At 33.4% G+C, this 15,784-nt stretch carries 16 protein-coding genes; 3 read left to right on the top strand and 13 right to left on the bottom strand.

All coding sequences use genetic code 11. The features are described 5' to 3' along the window. Positions 1–2 precede the first annotated feature (2 nt). The 7 genes from P8H68_RS11800 to ytxJ all read right to left on the bottom strand — a co-directional run bounded on the left by P8H68_RS11800 (position 3) and on the right by ytxJ (position 5,829). Complete coding sequence (locus tag P8H68_RS11800) at positions 3–1,124, bottom strand: hypothetical protein (protein ID WP_300325348.1); 1,122 nt, start codon at positions 1,122–1,124, stop codon at positions 3–5. A gap of 406 nt (positions 1,125–1,530) precedes the next feature. Further along, positions 1,531–1,860: an EF-hand domain-containing protein gene (locus P8H68_RS11805; RefSeq protein ID WP_300325350.1), complete on the bottom strand. Its 330-nt coding sequence runs from the start codon at positions 1,858–1,860 to the stop codon at positions 1,531–1,533. A gap of 4 nt (positions 1,861–1,864) precedes the next feature. After that, a complete protein-coding gene (locus tag P8H68_RS11810; RefSeq protein WP_300325352.1) occupies positions 1,865–3,289 on the bottom strand; it encodes a CotH kinase family protein in 1,425 nt (474 codons plus the stop codon). A gap of 6 nt (positions 3,290–3,295) precedes the next feature. Next, the gene (locus P8H68_RS11815) at positions 3,296–4,018 is read right to left on the bottom strand and encodes a DUF2490 domain-containing protein (protein WP_300325355.1); all 723 of its coding nucleotides are present in this window, start codon (positions 4,016–4,018) and stop codon (positions 3,296–3,298) included. Continuing rightward, complete coding sequence (locus P8H68_RS11820) at positions 4,015–4,605, bottom strand: DUF4956 domain-containing protein (protein ID WP_300325357.1); 591 nt, start codon at positions 4,603–4,605, stop codon at positions 4,015–4,017. Before P8H68_RS11820 ends, P8H68_RS11815 begins: the two co-directional genes overlap by 4 nt. 212 nt (positions 4,606–4,817) lie before the next feature. Next, positions 4,818–5,255: a cold-shock protein gene (locus tag P8H68_RS11825; RefSeq protein ID WP_300325359.1), complete on the bottom strand. Its 438-nt coding sequence runs from the start codon at positions 5,253–5,255 to the stop codon at positions 4,818–4,820. A gap of 196 nt (positions 5,256–5,451) precedes the next feature. Beyond that, positions 5,452–5,829: a bacillithiol system redox-active protein YtxJ gene (gene ytxJ, locus P8H68_RS11830; RefSeq protein WP_300325361.1), complete on the bottom strand. Its 378-nt coding sequence runs from the start codon at positions 5,827–5,829 to the stop codon at positions 5,452–5,454. A gap of 216 nt (positions 5,830–6,045) precedes the next feature. Between ytxJ and clpB the strand changes: the two genes are divergently transcribed. Both clpB and P8H68_RS11840 read left to right on the top strand, forming a co-directional pair. Then, complete coding sequence (clpB, locus tag P8H68_RS11835; protein WP_300325363.1) at positions 6,046–8,631, top strand: ATP-dependent chaperone ClpB; 2,586 nt, start codon at positions 6,046–6,048, stop codon at positions 8,629–8,631. A gap of 135 nt (positions 8,632–8,766) precedes the next feature. After that, positions 8,767–9,264, top strand: a complete 498-nt coding sequence (locus P8H68_RS11840) for a DUF1761 domain-containing protein (RefSeq protein WP_300325366.1) — start codon at positions 8,767–8,769, stop codon at positions 9,262–9,264. Positions 9,265–9,301: 37 nt separating this feature from the next. Here P8H68_RS11840 and P8H68_RS11845 read toward each other — a convergent pair whose 3' ends face one another. The 5 genes from P8H68_RS11845 to P8H68_RS11865 form a co-directional block, all read right to left on the bottom strand. Next, on the bottom strand, positions 9,302–10,108 hold the full coding sequence (locus P8H68_RS11845) for a prolipoprotein diacylglyceryl transferase (protein WP_300325369.1): 807 nt from the start codon (positions 10,106–10,108) through the stop codon (positions 9,302–9,304). After that, positions 10,105–10,362, bottom strand: a complete 258-nt coding sequence (gene yidD, locus P8H68_RS11850; RefSeq protein WP_300325372.1) for a membrane protein insertion efficiency factor YidD — start codon at positions 10,360–10,362, stop codon at positions 10,105–10,107. The genes P8H68_RS11845 and yidD overlap by 4 nt, the downstream gene beginning before the upstream one ends. 2 nt (positions 10,363–10,364) lie before the next feature. Beyond that, entirely contained in the window at positions 10,365–11,843 is a 1,479-nt protein-coding gene (gene cysS, locus P8H68_RS11855) for a cysteine--tRNA ligase (protein ID WP_300325374.1), read from the bottom strand. Between the two features lie 147 nt (positions 11,844–11,990). After that, positions 11,991–12,470, bottom strand: a complete 480-nt coding sequence (locus P8H68_RS11860; protein ID WP_300325377.1) for an Lrp/AsnC ligand binding domain-containing protein — start codon at positions 12,468–12,470, stop codon at positions 11,991–11,993. An 89-nt stretch (positions 12,471–12,559) separates the two neighbouring features. After that, positions 12,560–13,648, bottom strand: coding sequence for a M14 family zinc carboxypeptidase (locus P8H68_RS11865; protein WP_300325380.1), 1,089 nt, complete (start codon positions 13,646–13,648; stop codon positions 12,560–12,562). A gap of 287 nt (positions 13,649–13,935) precedes the next feature. Here P8H68_RS11865 and P8H68_RS11870 point away from each other — a divergent pair, with 287 nt between their 5' ends. Then, positions 13,936–14,388: a helix-turn-helix transcriptional regulator gene (locus P8H68_RS11870; protein ID WP_300325383.1), complete on the top strand. Its 453-nt coding sequence runs from the start codon at positions 13,936–13,938 to the stop codon at positions 14,386–14,388. Between the two features lie 85 nt (positions 14,389–14,473). On the opposite strand, the gene P8H68_RS11875 is transcribed toward P8H68_RS11870, so the two are convergent. Further along, on the bottom strand, positions 14,474–15,784 hold a 1,311-nt coding region (locus P8H68_RS11875), incomplete at its 5' end, for a M1 family aminopeptidase (protein ID WP_300325386.1).

The following is a 15,784-nucleotide window of genomic DNA, read 5'->3' on the forward strand; positions in this document are numbered from 1 at the left end:
ATTTATCGCATGCGTTTTTTTCTGTTATTTTCGTAATCGTGAAAGATCATTTCTCCTAATCCTTCTAGTCCTGTATAAAAAGCTTTTCCTTTATTTGATTCTGTAAATTTATCTACAAAGTTTTGAAGATACGGATCTCTAGCAATCATAAAGGTTGTGATTGGAATGTGCAGTTTTCTTGCATAAGCTGCCATATTGTAACATTTCTCCGTAATATAAGGGTCAAGACCATTGCTGTTTTTATAATACCTTCCATCAGGCAATCGCAAACAACTAGGTTTCCCATCGGTTATCATAAAAATATGCTTGTTGGTATTTCTTTTTCGTCTTAAAATATCCATAGCTAAATTCAATCCTGCTACGGTATTGGTATGATAAGGTCCTACTTGCAGGTACGGTAAATCCTTGACTTTAATGGTCCAAGCATCATTACCAAAAACTAATATATCCAATGTATCTTTTGGATACCTAGAAGTAATTAGTTCTGACAAGGCCATTGCTACTTTCTTTGCAGGTGTTATTCTATCTTCACCATAGAGTATCATACTATGGCTGATATCAATCATTAACACGGTACTCATCTGTGATTTATGATGTGTATCCTCTATGACCAAATCCTTTTCGGTCAAACTAAAGTCAGATAATCCATTGTTGACCTGTGCATTTTTTAAGCTTTCAGTAATAGAAAGACTGTCTATGGCATCTCCAAACTGAAATGCTCTGAAATCCCCTGTCTTTTCATCCCCTAATCCACTATTTTTAGTCTTATGATTGCCTAATCCGTTTTTTTTGATTTTCCCGAAAATTTGATCTAGCGCATTCTTACGAATCGCCTTTTCTGTTTTGGCAGTTATTTTTGTTTTCCCTTTTCCATTTGGATCCACTTCATCTTTTAGATAACCTCTCTCCTTTAATTCATCAATAAAATCATCCAGAGTATACTCCTCATCAGTTAATTTATATTCTTTGTCTAAGGTTTTCATCCAATTCAAAGCCTCTTCAAAATCTCCTGAAGTATGTGTGATCAATTCCTTAAAAATGCCAAATAATTGGTCAAATTTGGATTTCTCCTCTTCCTGGAAAGGGGTGAATTTAAAACCATGTCTGTTTTTATCTGATACCATATTCTTTTTGTTTGTGCACGTTAGTAAAATTACAAAAAACATTTAAAATATGTTTACCTAAAAACATATTTAATTAAACAAAAAAAAGACATGGGAAACCATGTCTTTTCAAATATCTTATGGGTAGTATTAAATTTTAGTTGCAATTATAATTAAAGCTATCAATAATGTATTGATTACAACTACCGTCTGAATTACTTTTTGTCTAGATACTTCCTTTGTTTGAGTCATGTCGTCAGTTTTAGTGTTTACTCAAAGTTCATAAAATAATGCTTTAAATCACATATATTTAGATGAACTACTTGTTACTGTCGACGAAACTCCAAAAACCTTACGTAAACTGTTTGTTATTTTTTATTTCATAAGATAAGAAGCAATCAATTCATTCCTGTTAAGAATATGGTTTTTAAAATTCAGGTCTGTTTTGTCCCATACCATTTCTACCTCCTGATGGTCTTGGTGCTCTTTCTATTTCCTCTTTTGAAAGAAATCCATCTTCATCAGCATCAATTTTATCAAAATCATTTGCCAAAGGACCTTTTACTTCCTTTTCAGACAACTTGCCATCCTTGTCAGTATCCATTTTCTCAAACAACTGCTCTACAGTCGGCCTTTTCTGTTGCCCTCTTTCATTCCCTCTTTCATTTCTATTTTGGTTTTGTTGACTTGATTTGCAACTAGCAAAAAACACCAAGACAAGTACCAAACTGATAATTACGATTACTTCTCTTTTCATATGATTAATTGTTTAAATAATTAGTTACTACTGTATTTCTTGTTGGACAATGTGCTTTGATGGTTGCAACTCCCGAGATAAAAGCAGAAGTTCCACCTGATAAATTAGTATAACCAGACGCTTCTGAAGTCGCACTAGAAGAAATCAAACTTGATAGATTATCGTAGATAGCATCCATATCATTTGGCACATAATAATTGTTATTAAAATCCTCTAAATAAGATTTATAATTTTCTTCGTATTCAGGAATTGCAATTAAATAAGAGATCAATGGCCAATCTGAACTTACCTCACTCATATCTATAGAAATTGCGCCAGCGGGTCCACCACTACTATTAAATGCTTCATTATTATCCCAAACAATCCATTTGATCAAATCATCAGCAGGATCATGATACAAATAATAATTATGTGTCATATTCGCATAGGTATCCCAATTTTGAATGGTATTATTAACCGCTAAATATTTTAAGAAACCTTGTACATCAAAAACAGCTTCCAAACCATCTTTCCAACTTTCAACATCCGTTGTTCTTGTAGATGCATGTAAGGCGTCATACATGGCTTGAATATCTGACCAATCTGCTTCATCATCATTTGTTTTCTTTTCAAAATCATTCAAGGTAAACCCACTAGAAGAAAATTTAGCCCCATCACCATCTGGCTTGTAACAATTCCCTGTCTCACTGCCAAAAACAGAATTCAGCATTGTATCAAACACTACCTCATCCATCGTATACAATCCATAATATATTGGAGTACCGTTCCCTTCATCTACATAAATTTCATAATACGCTGTTTTCACTGCTGGAACACCAAAACTTCTGAACAAGTCGCAAGCCGATTTTTCCCTCATAAATGAATCATCCTTATAATTACTATTCATAGAAAGATGCTGGAATCCATAAAAACGTTGATTTTTTATTTCTGAGTAATCATCTTCAAACTCATCAAACTTAAATCTTAAAGGCAATTTTCCGTTTCCACTACGGTAAGCAGAATACAAACTTGAATTCCCTTTGTATCTTACCCCAACCTCATACCATTGCGTATTATTAAAATAAAAATCACAGGCCACATACATAGGATCTTCATCAGAAAAGTTTCCGCCACCACCTCCTCCGGGTCCACCTTGAGTAGATCCAACGATAGAAGCTAAATCAGACTGCATACTTGCATGTTCTGTCGCTGTTAATACGATGTCTATTCTATTTACTTTATCCTGAGGAAAAACTACCTCGTAATTTATAGTTCCATCTTTAGTATGAGTATCGGTTGTCCAATCTGCTAAACCTTCACCAGGTTCTTTATCATCCACGTCAATTTCTGACTCTAATTCATCGGCTTCTACATAAATAGTCTCTTTACATGCAACAGATATTACAACCAAAAATGCGAATGCTACGTATCTTATTTTATTAATTTTCATAATTTTTTATTTTAATGAGTAAGTATATTTAAATCCAATAATGTTTCTTGACTTAGGAAATGAAGCATTCAACTCCTCTTCATATCTATAAAACACTCCTATTTTTCCTGCTGTATGCACTTTAAAGGAAGTTCCCAGTGTTAAACGGTATCCTTCAAGTTGATTATCTTCCGTTCCTAAACGATTAAACAATTCACTCGACACCTCTGGATCTAACTTCCATTTTCTAATATTATATTCAGCACCAGCTTTCAAACGAATGTATTGCCGAGCTTCATCTTCCACTCCTAATTCATTTTTATTTTGATAACGTACTCTGTATTTGAACTTGAATCTTTTAGACTTGTGCTTGAAAATCCCATCCAAATGATATCTAAAATGGTTTTCATAACCTTGGACATTTCCGGTATTGTCATTTTTTCTCACGTAACGTAAGGCTCCTGCAAAGGCAAAATGCTTGAATGGAGAATATGTAAGATCATATTGCCCAAAATACTGACTCACTTCTGAACTGTTATTTTCAAGTCGTAACTGCCCTTGAAAGGACATTTTCCAAGTTTTATTGACCTTGTATTTTAAATTTACACTAGACCAAGTCTCTAAATCCCGTACTTCAATATATTCTCCTTGTGCCATCCCGTGTTTAGTAATTAAGCCCAAAAAGATCCAAAGTGATATTTTTATTATTTTCCTATAGTTTTTCATTCTCCTAAGAGTTTCCGTTTTCATAATACACTGTTATTTTTACCCTTTTTTTTAGGGAAATTGATTTCACCTATACTTATTTTTTCAATAGTCAATCCTGTTTTAAATTCTAAATCTTGTTTGAGAAGGTTATAGTTGGATGGCTTTATGTTTTCCAAGACATCATAAATGATCTCTTTTGAAACCTGATGCTTTAAGGTCCAGAACCATTCTGTAAGAGATAGGACAATAATTATTAAAGTATTAGCTCCAACAATCTCAGCATAACTCATTTTTCGGTTGGCCAAGGAGTTTATAACAGACACCCCTATAATGATAAATAGGTAAGTCATTTCTTTTATTTGAATCGAGTTGGTTCGGTATCGTATGATTCCGAAAATGGCAAAAAGTCCAAGAGCCATCCCCAAGTCTAATTCATACTTTTTTAAGGTAAAGCATAAAAAAAACACGATGACACTAATCATGTAATAGGTAAAAAAATATTCCTTGTTCTTAGATCCTCTATAGTACAAGAATCTGATGATAATCGTAAGAAAACTGATATTGATACAAAATCTAAAAAGCATTTTGTAAAAATCATCGTCAAAAACGGGGATTTGGTAAATTTCCATTTGAATAGGGTTTTTGAGTTGAAACAACTCTTGTTCTGTTATTAAAACAACATCAACAATAAAAACCCTAATTAAAAATTTACAATTTCTTAACCTAGCGGTTCCCCTAGCACTTCTACCAACTAAAGCTCAACGACTTAAATTATTTTTTTTTGCAAAAAAAATCCGAATACAAAATTGTATTCGGATCTCTATATCTATAAGTAATTGGGTTAAATCTTCTTAACCTTTACTGCATTCATTCCTTTCATTCCTCTTTCAAGTTCAAATTGAACTTTGTCATTTTCTTTTATTTCCTGCAACAAACCATTTACATGCACAAAATACTTTTCTCCATTGTCAGCATCATTGATAAACCCAAAACCTTTTGAATCATTAAAGAATGCTACTCTTCCTTTGTGAACTGGATCAATATCCTCTTCCACTTTTTTAGGAATTCCAATTTCAATGCTTTCTGCATCAATAATTACTTTTTCTGCAGGATCTGGCGGAGTCTCTGTTAGGTTACCATATTGATCAACATACATCATCATATCACCACCAGTAGCATTCGCTTTACGCTCCTCCTTTTTCTTCATTTTCAATTCACGCTTTTTCAAACGTTTCTTTTCTTTTTCTTTTTTGTTGAAGCTTTGTTCTGATTTAGCCATGTAATATAATTCCGTTTCTGTTAATTAATTTCAATACTCAAAATATAAAATTTCTCTGAGAATTGAAAGATTTTGTTTAAAATTTTTCTTGATGCAAAGATAGTCTTAAATATTTTTATACCACCCCAAACAAACCCATAAATTTTATGAGTTAACTGTTTTTTAAAATCTTCGTCTTCAATGCATAAAATAACACCTATTCCGTAAATGCGTTCAAGTCAAGTTCTAGAATATCATAATGAGAGCCATGTGCTACCAACTCCTTGTTTTTAACAACTACAGCTTGCGGTGACTGATGAATTACTTGAAATTTTTCTGCAATAGCACTTGATATATTTCTGAAATTCAATAGATCTAAATAGTAAAAATCTACTGTATCGTTTAAATCTACATGTTGTCTCTCAAAACGTTTTATCACAGAACTACTGATACCACAGCGCGTACTATGCTTAAACAAAACTGATGTTTTACTTAAATTCTCCAACTGATCTTCTGTAGTTAACTGTATCCAGTTGATGCCTGGTGTTTCTTTTTTTTCTGATTTTGATCCAAAAACTCCACTTAATATTCCCATTGTAATATGTTTTTTCTCTAATTGACGACAAAAATAAGCTATCCTTTCATAACTAACTATTTTTTAAAACCTGAAATAATGTCTTTTTAAACCTATTGAAATAGACATTTTGTCTTGATAAATAAAGACTTCCAAGACATTTTGACTTGTTTTAATTCATTTTTAAAAGAGGAATGCTATTTGACATAAAGAGAATGAATTTAAAAATTACGAGTTATGAATTTTAATAATTACACTATAAAATCACAAGAAGTTGTTCAAAAAGCCCAAGAGATTACTCAAGGCTTAGGACAGCAACAAATTGAAGTGGCTCACGTTTTTAAGGCTATCTTAATCGTTGATAAAAATGTAACCCCTTTTATATTAAAAAAACTAGAAATTAATATTCCTGTTTTTACTGAAGTAATTGACAGAACCGTTGAAGGCTTTGCTAAAGTCTCCGGAGGAAACTTAAGTCTTTCTGCTACAGCAAACAGAATGTTCATTGAGGCCAATAATATTGCTAAGAAAATGAATGATGAATATGTTTCTATTGAACATCTTTTGATTGCAATTTTCAAAAGTAAGGACACGGTTTCTCAACAATTAAAAGACCAAGGAGTTACAGAAAAAGGACTAAAAGCAGCTATTGATGAAATTAGACAAGGAGAAAATGTCAAATCTCAAAGCGCTGAGGACACGTATAATAGTTTAAATAAGTATGCTAAAAATCTTAATCAACTGGCAAATGATGGGAAATTAGATCCAGTTATCGGGCGAGATGAAGAAATACGACGTATTTTACAAATTTTATCACGTCGAACTAAAAACAACCCAATGCTTGTTGGAGAGCCTGGAGTTGGTAAAACTGCTATTGCGGAAGGGCTTGCACATAGAATTATCAAAGGTGATGTACCTGAAAACTTAAAAGACAAGCAAATATTCTCTTTGGACATGGGAGCATTGATTGCCGGAGCAAAGTTCAAAGGAGAATTTGAAGAGCGTTTAAAATCTGTAGTCAAAGAAGTTATAAATTCGGATGGTTCCATAGTCTTGTTTATTGATGAGATACACACTCTTGTTGGTGCTGGTGGTGGCGAAGGAGCGATGGATGCTGCAAATATTTTAAAACCCGCTTTGGCAAGAGGAGAACTGCGCGCTATTGGAGCCACTACCCTAGATGAGTATCAAAAATACTTTGAAAAGGACAAGGCGCTTGAAAGACGTTTCCAAAAAGTTATTGTGGACGAACCAGATACAGAAAGTGCTATCTCTATTTTACGTGGTATAAAAGACAAGTATGAAGTGCATCACAAAGTACGAATCAAAGATGAAGCTGTTATTGCTGCCGTCGAGCTTTCTGAGCGTTATATCACCAATCGTTTTTTACCGGATAAAGCGATTGATTTAATGGATGAGTCTGCTTCCAAAATGCGTATGGAAATCAACTCTAAACCAGAAGAGTTGGATGTTTTAGATCGTAAAATTATGCAGATTGAAATTGAAGTTGAAGCAATCAAAAGAGAAAACGACAAAACGAAACTTTCTTTTCTTAAAAAGGAACTTGCCAATATAAAAGAACAGAGAGATTCTATTTTTAGTAAATGGAAAAGCGAAAAGGATCTTGTAGACAAAGTTCAAAGAATAAAAGAAGCTATTGAAAGTCATAAATTAGAAGCAGATAAAGCGGAGCGTGACGGTGATTATGGTTTGGTTGCTGAATTGCGTTATGGTAAAATAAAAGATGCACAAGAAGAACTTGATCAACTACAAATTGAGGTCAACAATCAAGAGAATGCATTAATCAAAGAAGAGGTTACTTCTGATGATATTGCTGAGGTTGTGGCTAAATGGACTGGAATCCCTGTTCAAAAAATGCTTCAAAGCGAAAGAGAAAAACTTCTTAATTTAGAAGATGAATTGCACCAAAGAGTTGTAGGTCAAGAAGAAGCCATTGAAGCTGTTTCTGATGCCGTGAGAAGGTCTAGAGCTGGACTCCAGGATGACAAAAAGCCACTAGGGTCGTTTTTATTTCTCGGAACTACGGGTGTTGGTAAGACTGAGCTAGCAAAAGCCTTGGCTTCGTATTTATTTGACGATGAAAATGCGATGACACGAATAGACATGAGTGAATATCAAGAGCGTCATTCAGTAAGTAGATTGGTTGGAGCACCTCCTGGCTATGTTGGGTATGATGAAGGTGGTCAACTTACGGAAGCCGTGAGAAGAAAACCTTATTCTGTAATTCTATTGGATGAGATTGAAAAAGCACATCCTGATACTTTTAATATTTTACTTCAGGTACTAGATGAAGGGCGATTGACAGATAACAAAGGACGAATAGCTGATTTTAAAAATTCTATTATTATCATGACCTCCAACATTGGCGCAGAAAGCATTCAGGAGCATTTTGACAAAGCAACTTCTGAAAACAGAGCGAGCGTTGCTGAAAAAGCCAAAATTGATGTGATGTCGGTATTGAAACAGACGGTAAGACCCGAGTTCTTAAATAGAATTGATGAAATTATCATGTTTACTCCATTAAACAAATCGGAGATTAAGGACATTGTTAACATACATATTAAAAAACTAGCCAATATGTTAGCCGAAAAGCAAATTGTTTTGGATGCTACACAGGAGGCGATTGATGAATTAACAGACAAAGGATTTGATCCTCAATTTGGTGCGAGACCCGTAAAACGGGTCATTCAAAAAGAAGTTCTAAATTCCTTATCTAAAGAAATTCTTGCAGGCAACGTTACCGCTGAACAAAACATTCTCTTAGATGCTTTCGACGGAAAGTTTGTTTTTAGAAACTCCTAATCACTTCAAAAGGATTGATTTAAATAGTGCATTCGTTATACGGATGCGCTATTTTTTTTGCTTTACCCTAGTAATATTAAAGATTGGATTTTTAATATAATCCTTATATTTACTTACTAACTAAAAAAAACTCATATGAAATTTAACTTTGTAATTATTGCCGTGGCTGCTATCGTACCCTTGTTTATGGGGTTTATATGGTACAACCCAAAAGTTTTTGGAAGCTCTTGGATGAAGGAGTGTAATTTTACACTTGAAACGATGGAAAAACCCAATCCTATTGTTTTTCTTTATTGTTACATTTTAAGCTATTTGATGGCTTTTATACTTGGAACCTTTGTGATTCATCAATTTGGATTTTTCTCCATTTTAATGAACGACCCTAACTTAATGGTAGAAGGATCTGAACTGAATCTATATGCCGCAGATTTCATGGAAAAATATGGTAACAACTTTAGAACTTTCAAGCACGGAGCATTGCATGGAACTCTGATTGGAATGCTATTGGTACTTCCTATATTTGGAACCAATGCCATTTTTGAAAAAAGAAGTTTTAAATATGTTATGATCAATGCAGGCTACTGGATTGTTTCCCTTGCACTGATGGGAGGAATACTTTGCCAATTCGCATAAAAAACAAAAAAGCCCTTAAAATCATTAAGGGCTTTTTTTATTTCTTTTTTCTAAACATATAATACAATCCTACAATTATTAGAGGAATACTCAACCACTGTCCCGTGTTTAAATCCCAATCACCTCTATCATCAATTTGTGCCTCCTTTAAAAACTCTATCACAAAACGAACAGACCATAAGGTTGCAAAAAAGAATCCAAAAAGATATCCATACTGTTCTTTTTTATCCGTTTTCCAATATAGATACCATAGACAAACAAATATCGCTAAATAACTAAATGCCTCATACAACTGAGTAGGATGCCTTGGAAAATCTTCTCCCAACTTTTTAAATATAATACCAAAATTCGTTCCTGTTGGTTTTCCAATAATTTCAGAATTCATTAGGTTTCCAATTCTAATAAAAAAACCAGCAAGCGCTACTACAATACCTACCCTATCCAACACAAATAAAAGCGGTTTTTTAAGGATGTTTTTACTATAAAAGTAGAGTGCTGTAATAATTCCAACTGCCGCCCCATGACTCGCTAAACCTGCAAAACCAGTAAAACGAAATGGGTTGAATTTTACAGGTAATAAAATCTCTCCTAAATGATCTTTAAAATAAGCCCAATCATAAAAGAAAACATGTCCCAATCTCGCTCCCAAAATAGTCGCAATAATGGTATACATAAATAGTTTATCTAACTTATCAAGTTCAATCCCATCTTTGATATAGATTCTTTTCATCAAAGCCAAGCCAACACCAAATGCCAGCACGAACATCAAACTATAATAGCGAATTGTAAAAAAACCTAATTCTATTCCCAAAGAGGGATCCCAAGTAATTGCGTTGAAATTCATTTTTCTTTTTTATTATTTGCACTTTTTTTATCCGGAACCGGATCGTATCCACTACCACCCCAAGGATGACAACTTCCTATTCTTTTCAAAGCTAAAAAACCTCCTTTTAACACCCCATGTTTTTCAATCGCTTCAATACTATATTGAGAACAGGTTGGTGAATACCTACAAGTAGCAGGCAAATAAGGTGAAATCATAGCCTGGTAAATTCTTACCAAAGCAATGAAAGGAAATCTTATTATTTTCTGGATCAAACTCAATTTACAGTAAAACTAGTTCCTTCCTTACCATCTTTCAATTGAATCCCTAAAGCCAATAACTCATCTCTAATTTGATCAGACAAAGCCCAGTTTTTATCATCCCTTGCTTCTTTACGAAGTTTGATCAACAACTCAACTGTTCCACTCAACTTCTCTGAGTTGTCCTCTGTTGCCTCATCTACCAAGCCTAATACATCGAATACAAACGACTTTAGTACAGAGCCAAAACGTTCTAAATCTTCTTTAGAAATGGTTTCTTTCCCATCATTTATCAAGTGAATAAACTTCACTCCTTCAAATAAGTTTGCTATTAAAATAGGACTATTAAAGTCATCATTCATAGCATCGTAACACGATTGCACCCATTTTTCTATATCAACACTTGTAGACTTACTTGTTCTTAAACCTTCTAAAACAGTCAAGCCTTGAAACAACTTATTATAACCTTTCTCTGAAGCTTCTAATGCAGCACTTGAAAAATCTAAATTACTTCTATAATGCGCTTGTAACATAAAAAATCGAGTAACACTTGGACTAAATGGCTTATCAAGCACATTATTATCTCCTGAAAATATTTCACCTGGTAAGATGTTATTTCCTGTAGATTTAGCCATTTTCTGACCGTTTAAAGTCAGCATATTCGCATGCATCCAATAGTTTACCGGATCCGTACCATTAGAACAATTTGCCTGTGCTATTTCACATTCATGATGTGGGAATTTCAAATCCATTCCTCCTCCATGGATATCAAACTTCTCACCAAGATATTTGGTACTCATTGCAGTACACTCTAAATGCCATCCAGGAAAACCATCACTCCAAGGCGAAGGCCACCTCATAATATGTTCAGGACTTGCTTTTTTCCAAAGTGCAAAATCTTGTGGGTTTTTCTTTTCAGACTGTCCATCCAAAGCTCTTGTATTATGAATGGAATCTTCAATATTTCTACCTGACAATATCCCATATTCTTCAGATTCATTGTATTTCAAAACATCAAAATACACAGATCCGTTGACTACATAAGCCATTCCTTTATCTAAGATATCTTTTATAATTTCTAACTGCTCAACAATATGTCCAGTAGCTGTAGGCTCAATACTCGGAGGTAAATTATTAAACTTTTGTAATATTTGATGAAAATCTACGGTGTAACGCTGCACCACCTCCATTGGTTCGATTTCTTCTATTCTAGCCTTTTTTGCTATTCTATCCTCTCCAACATCAGCATCATTCTCTAAGTGTCCAGCATCCGTAATGTTTCTTACATATCTAACCTTATACCCAAGATGCTTTAAGTACCTAAAGACCAAATCAAAAGACATAAAGGTTCTCACATTACCAAGGTGCACATTACTGTATACTGTAGGGCCACAAACATACATCCCAACAGAACCTTCATTGATTGGTGTAAAAACTTCTTTTTCCTTGCTTAAAGAATTATATAATTTAAGCGAATTCTTTTTGTATAAACTCATCTTTATGTTATAGATTTTGAAGTGTGTAAAGATATAAACTATTCATTCATTAGAAAAAATATGAAGCATAGTTTATCTAGTGTTTTGCATAAAAAAAACGATAAACTTAAATGTTTATCGTTTTTAATATTTTACAGATGCAACTTTCTAGTAATCTCTAAAAATTGCGTGCATCATTCTCTTTTTATCGTTTATACTTTCTTCAAGAGAAATCATTGTTTCTGTTCTATTCACACCAGGAATATCATCAATCTGGAAGATAATGTTTTTTGCATCTTCAGTATCCTTAGCTCTAATTTTACAGAAAATATTAAACTTTCCAGCCGTTACATAAGCCACTGTTACATTTGAAATTTTTCTTAAATCTTCAATCACCTCTTTGGTCATTGATGTTCTTTCTAAGTAAATTCCGATGTGCGCAATAAACGCATATCCCATTTTTTCGTAATTCAATGTAAGCGTAGAACCTTTGATAATTCCTTCTTCTTCCATCTTTTTTACACGAACATGAATAGTTCCCGCAGAAACCAATAACTTTTTAGCAATATCAGTAAAAGGTGTTCTTGCATTTTCAATCAACATATCCAAGATCTGGTGATCTACTTCATCTAAATTATATTTTTTCATGTGTTTAATTTTGGTAATAAATCGGTATTCGGCAAAAATAATAAAATATTTCTATCAAAAAGACATTTACTTTACGAAATCTCTAATTTCTAATCCTTTTTCAATTCTTTTTTCTCTAAGTCATATTCTTTATGCCCTACAAAATCTGTTAATTGACCTCTATCCGCTTCTTGCTTCACAAAAACCAACTCATTTTTCATGACTTGATAATCATACTGAAATGCAACATCTTCAATTTTACCCTCCTTATTTTTTACATTTCTGTAAATAATATCATAACATTTCTTATCATTATTTGGAATATTAAAATAAGGCTTATAGTCCGTATAATCATCTTCTGTTGCAATAAAATGCATTCCTTGCAACATCGCAAAGAAATTGAATTTACGTACCTCTTCTCTGTCATAATCATCATAATAATGACCCGCCTCAATTAAAATAGTATTGTGACCTAACTTCTGGAAATTATCTCCAGTAGCCGTTGGATAAAACTCATCTGTATACCTTCCTATGTGATTAGGGATGATTTTAGACAGCAAAGCATCCATAGATACAATTACACTCATTGTTTCTCTTCTTCCTACCGTAAGCGTTCTCTCTAGGTCTTCTGAAGGAGCTAAAAAAGATATGGTCGCTGGGTTTTTCGTTCCTTGGACATTAAATATCGTTCTTTGGTCATGTAAATTGAAACAAAACTCTGGATTAAAAGCATCCAAAACACTTCTTAATAAATTGCTTTCTTTTGCAACTCTATTCACTGCATCTCTATTCAAATCGATCTCTTTACTATTTACCCTAGTAAATTTTTTAGACCCATCAGGGTTCAACATAGGAATAAACACCAAAGTACAATTATTAAGTATGTCGTTTTTTACAGATTCTAAAGAGCCTGGATTTTGCAAAAACTGAAATAAGTCGAAAACCGCTTTGGTACCTGTACTTTCATTTCCATGCATCTGAGACCAAATAAGAATCTTCTTTTTACCTGAACCAATTTTAAGTTTATAAATAGAAGTTCCTTCCTCCGAGGTTCCTAAAATCTCCTTTTCGAATTTTGAGGCATCCAACCTTTTTAATAACGGTTCAATATCTTCAAATAAAATTCTCTTTCCTTTTAAGTCTTTTTCAAAATTGGTCCCGTACCAATTTTCAAGCTCCGTGGTATTCATAATTTTCATGTTACAAATGTAAATAATCATCTGTTTACATTTGTAACGTCATTGAATTTTGTTTTTGTTTACTTTTGTATACAATCCTCCATCGGTTCAACCTGAAAAAAGAAACTAGATCCCTAGTCATGCGAAGCAACACTTTAAAAACCATCTAAAACAAACTTAATTCTTTACAGATCATATTATTATGTGTTTTATTTAAAGTTGTGGTTTATGTTTTTACGGTTTATTAAAGTGTTATTTTTCCATCTAAAACTAATTAATTACATTTGTAAACACAAAACAGCTTTACAATGTTAAACAACACCAACTTCTCTAACAGACTCAAAAAAGTAATGGAATATTATAATATTTCTGCATCAATCTTCGCAGAAACTATAGAAGTTCCACGCTCTAGCATCTCCCATATACTCTCCGGAAGAAACAAACCAAGCTTAGAATTTGTTCTCAAAACAATAGAAACTTATCAAGAAGTCGACCTCTACTGGCTACTAAAAGGAATAGGTCAATTCCCTAAATCTACCACTACTCCAACTTCAAAACCAAAAGAATTAGCTGCAAAAAAAACAACGCAACAAATCACCCCCACAGAACAAAAGGAATTATTTAGCGATCATACCAGCGCGCCCAACACAGAACAAAAACAAGAAGCACCTCAAGCCATACATACTTCAACAGAAGGAGAAATTGAAAAAATCATGATCTTTTACCGTGATGGTACTTTTAAAGAATACTCAAAAAGATAAACTTTTACTATTCCTCAAAACATATAGACACAAAAAAAGCAGCAAAACTAAGTTTGCTGCTTTTTTAATTATTTTTTATAGAATTCTAAATACGAATCAACTCCTCTAGAGCTTCATTCACAATCCCTATTATCTCTCTTTTATTTGGATTACTCATCTTATCCTGCTCAGCCACCATTCTTCTAAGCAATTTCACTCCTTGTTTGTCAAAACCATATTTTTTATACTGTTTTCCTTTTGAAACAATATCAGAAGTTATATTCTTAAAAGCCTTTATATTATTAGATTTAGCAACCCACTCAAACCCTTCTTGAAACATTTTTTTTGTCTCGTCACTATTAGAAAGATACATTCCTTGAACTATATAATTGGACACAAATTCTAACTCTTTATCATCCTGCTCTTCAATATAAATCTTAGCCAATGGATATGCAATCGTCTTCTTTACACTATTTGGTAAGGTTTTAGCCCTTGTAATTGCAGATTCTTTATCAAGATAATACAAAGCCTCCAGAGCCGCTCCCTTCACCTTATTAGAAGGCGCATCAAAACTTTGTTCAAAAAACTTTTGATAATCAAAGTAAACTAAACGCCCCATCACCTTGATGGCTGCTGCTTTCACATGGTTGTTTTTTGCCGTTTTTGCAATATTTTCAATTTTCTTAATCACCTTAGTTTTTGCATACTTCCCACTAAGATCAATTTTTTCTAAAGCCAAAACCTGCACTTGATAATTCTTATCATCAAAAGCATCAACCACCATTCCGAATATTTTTTTATCCATTTGATGTTTAGACAACTCCTGCAATGCCATTTTTCTATCCTCAAAATGCGGCGCATGTGTTAAGATAAATTTATACTCCGCTAAGGTTTTATTCTCTACAAATTCAGCCAACAACATATGGTTTGCATCCACATGAATCCAGTCTGGATACTTACCATAAGCGAAGGTTACCGACTTTTCTACATTATCAACAAACAACTCAATTTGGCGCTTTTTACCACTCTCATACACATCAATCACTACAGGAAAATAAAACTCCTTTCCCAACTGCCTCAAAGTCACCGTTACCGTTTTTTCTAACACATTATAATCATGCGAAACTCGAATTTCCGGATGTCCAGAACCATAATACCATTGATCAAAAAACCAATTCAAATCTTTCCCAGAAACTTTTTCAAAAGCCATGCGCAATTGCGGAACCTCAGTAGAACCAAATTGATTTTCAGTTAAATACAAATTCAAACCCTCATAAAAAGCCTTTTCTCCTATATAATCTTTAAGCATATGCAATACAGCCCCCCCTTTATTATAGCTCACTAAATCAAAAACATCTTCTTTATTCTCGTAATCAAAACGAACCAAATTCTTATGCTGATTCCCTCCGTTTTTATA

Origin of the sequence: Flavicella sp. (assembly GCF_029238425.1) — a bacterium.
In the GTDB taxonomy this organism is placed as follows: Bacteria; Bacteroidota; Bacteroidia; order Flavobacteriales; family Flavobacteriaceae; genus Flavicella.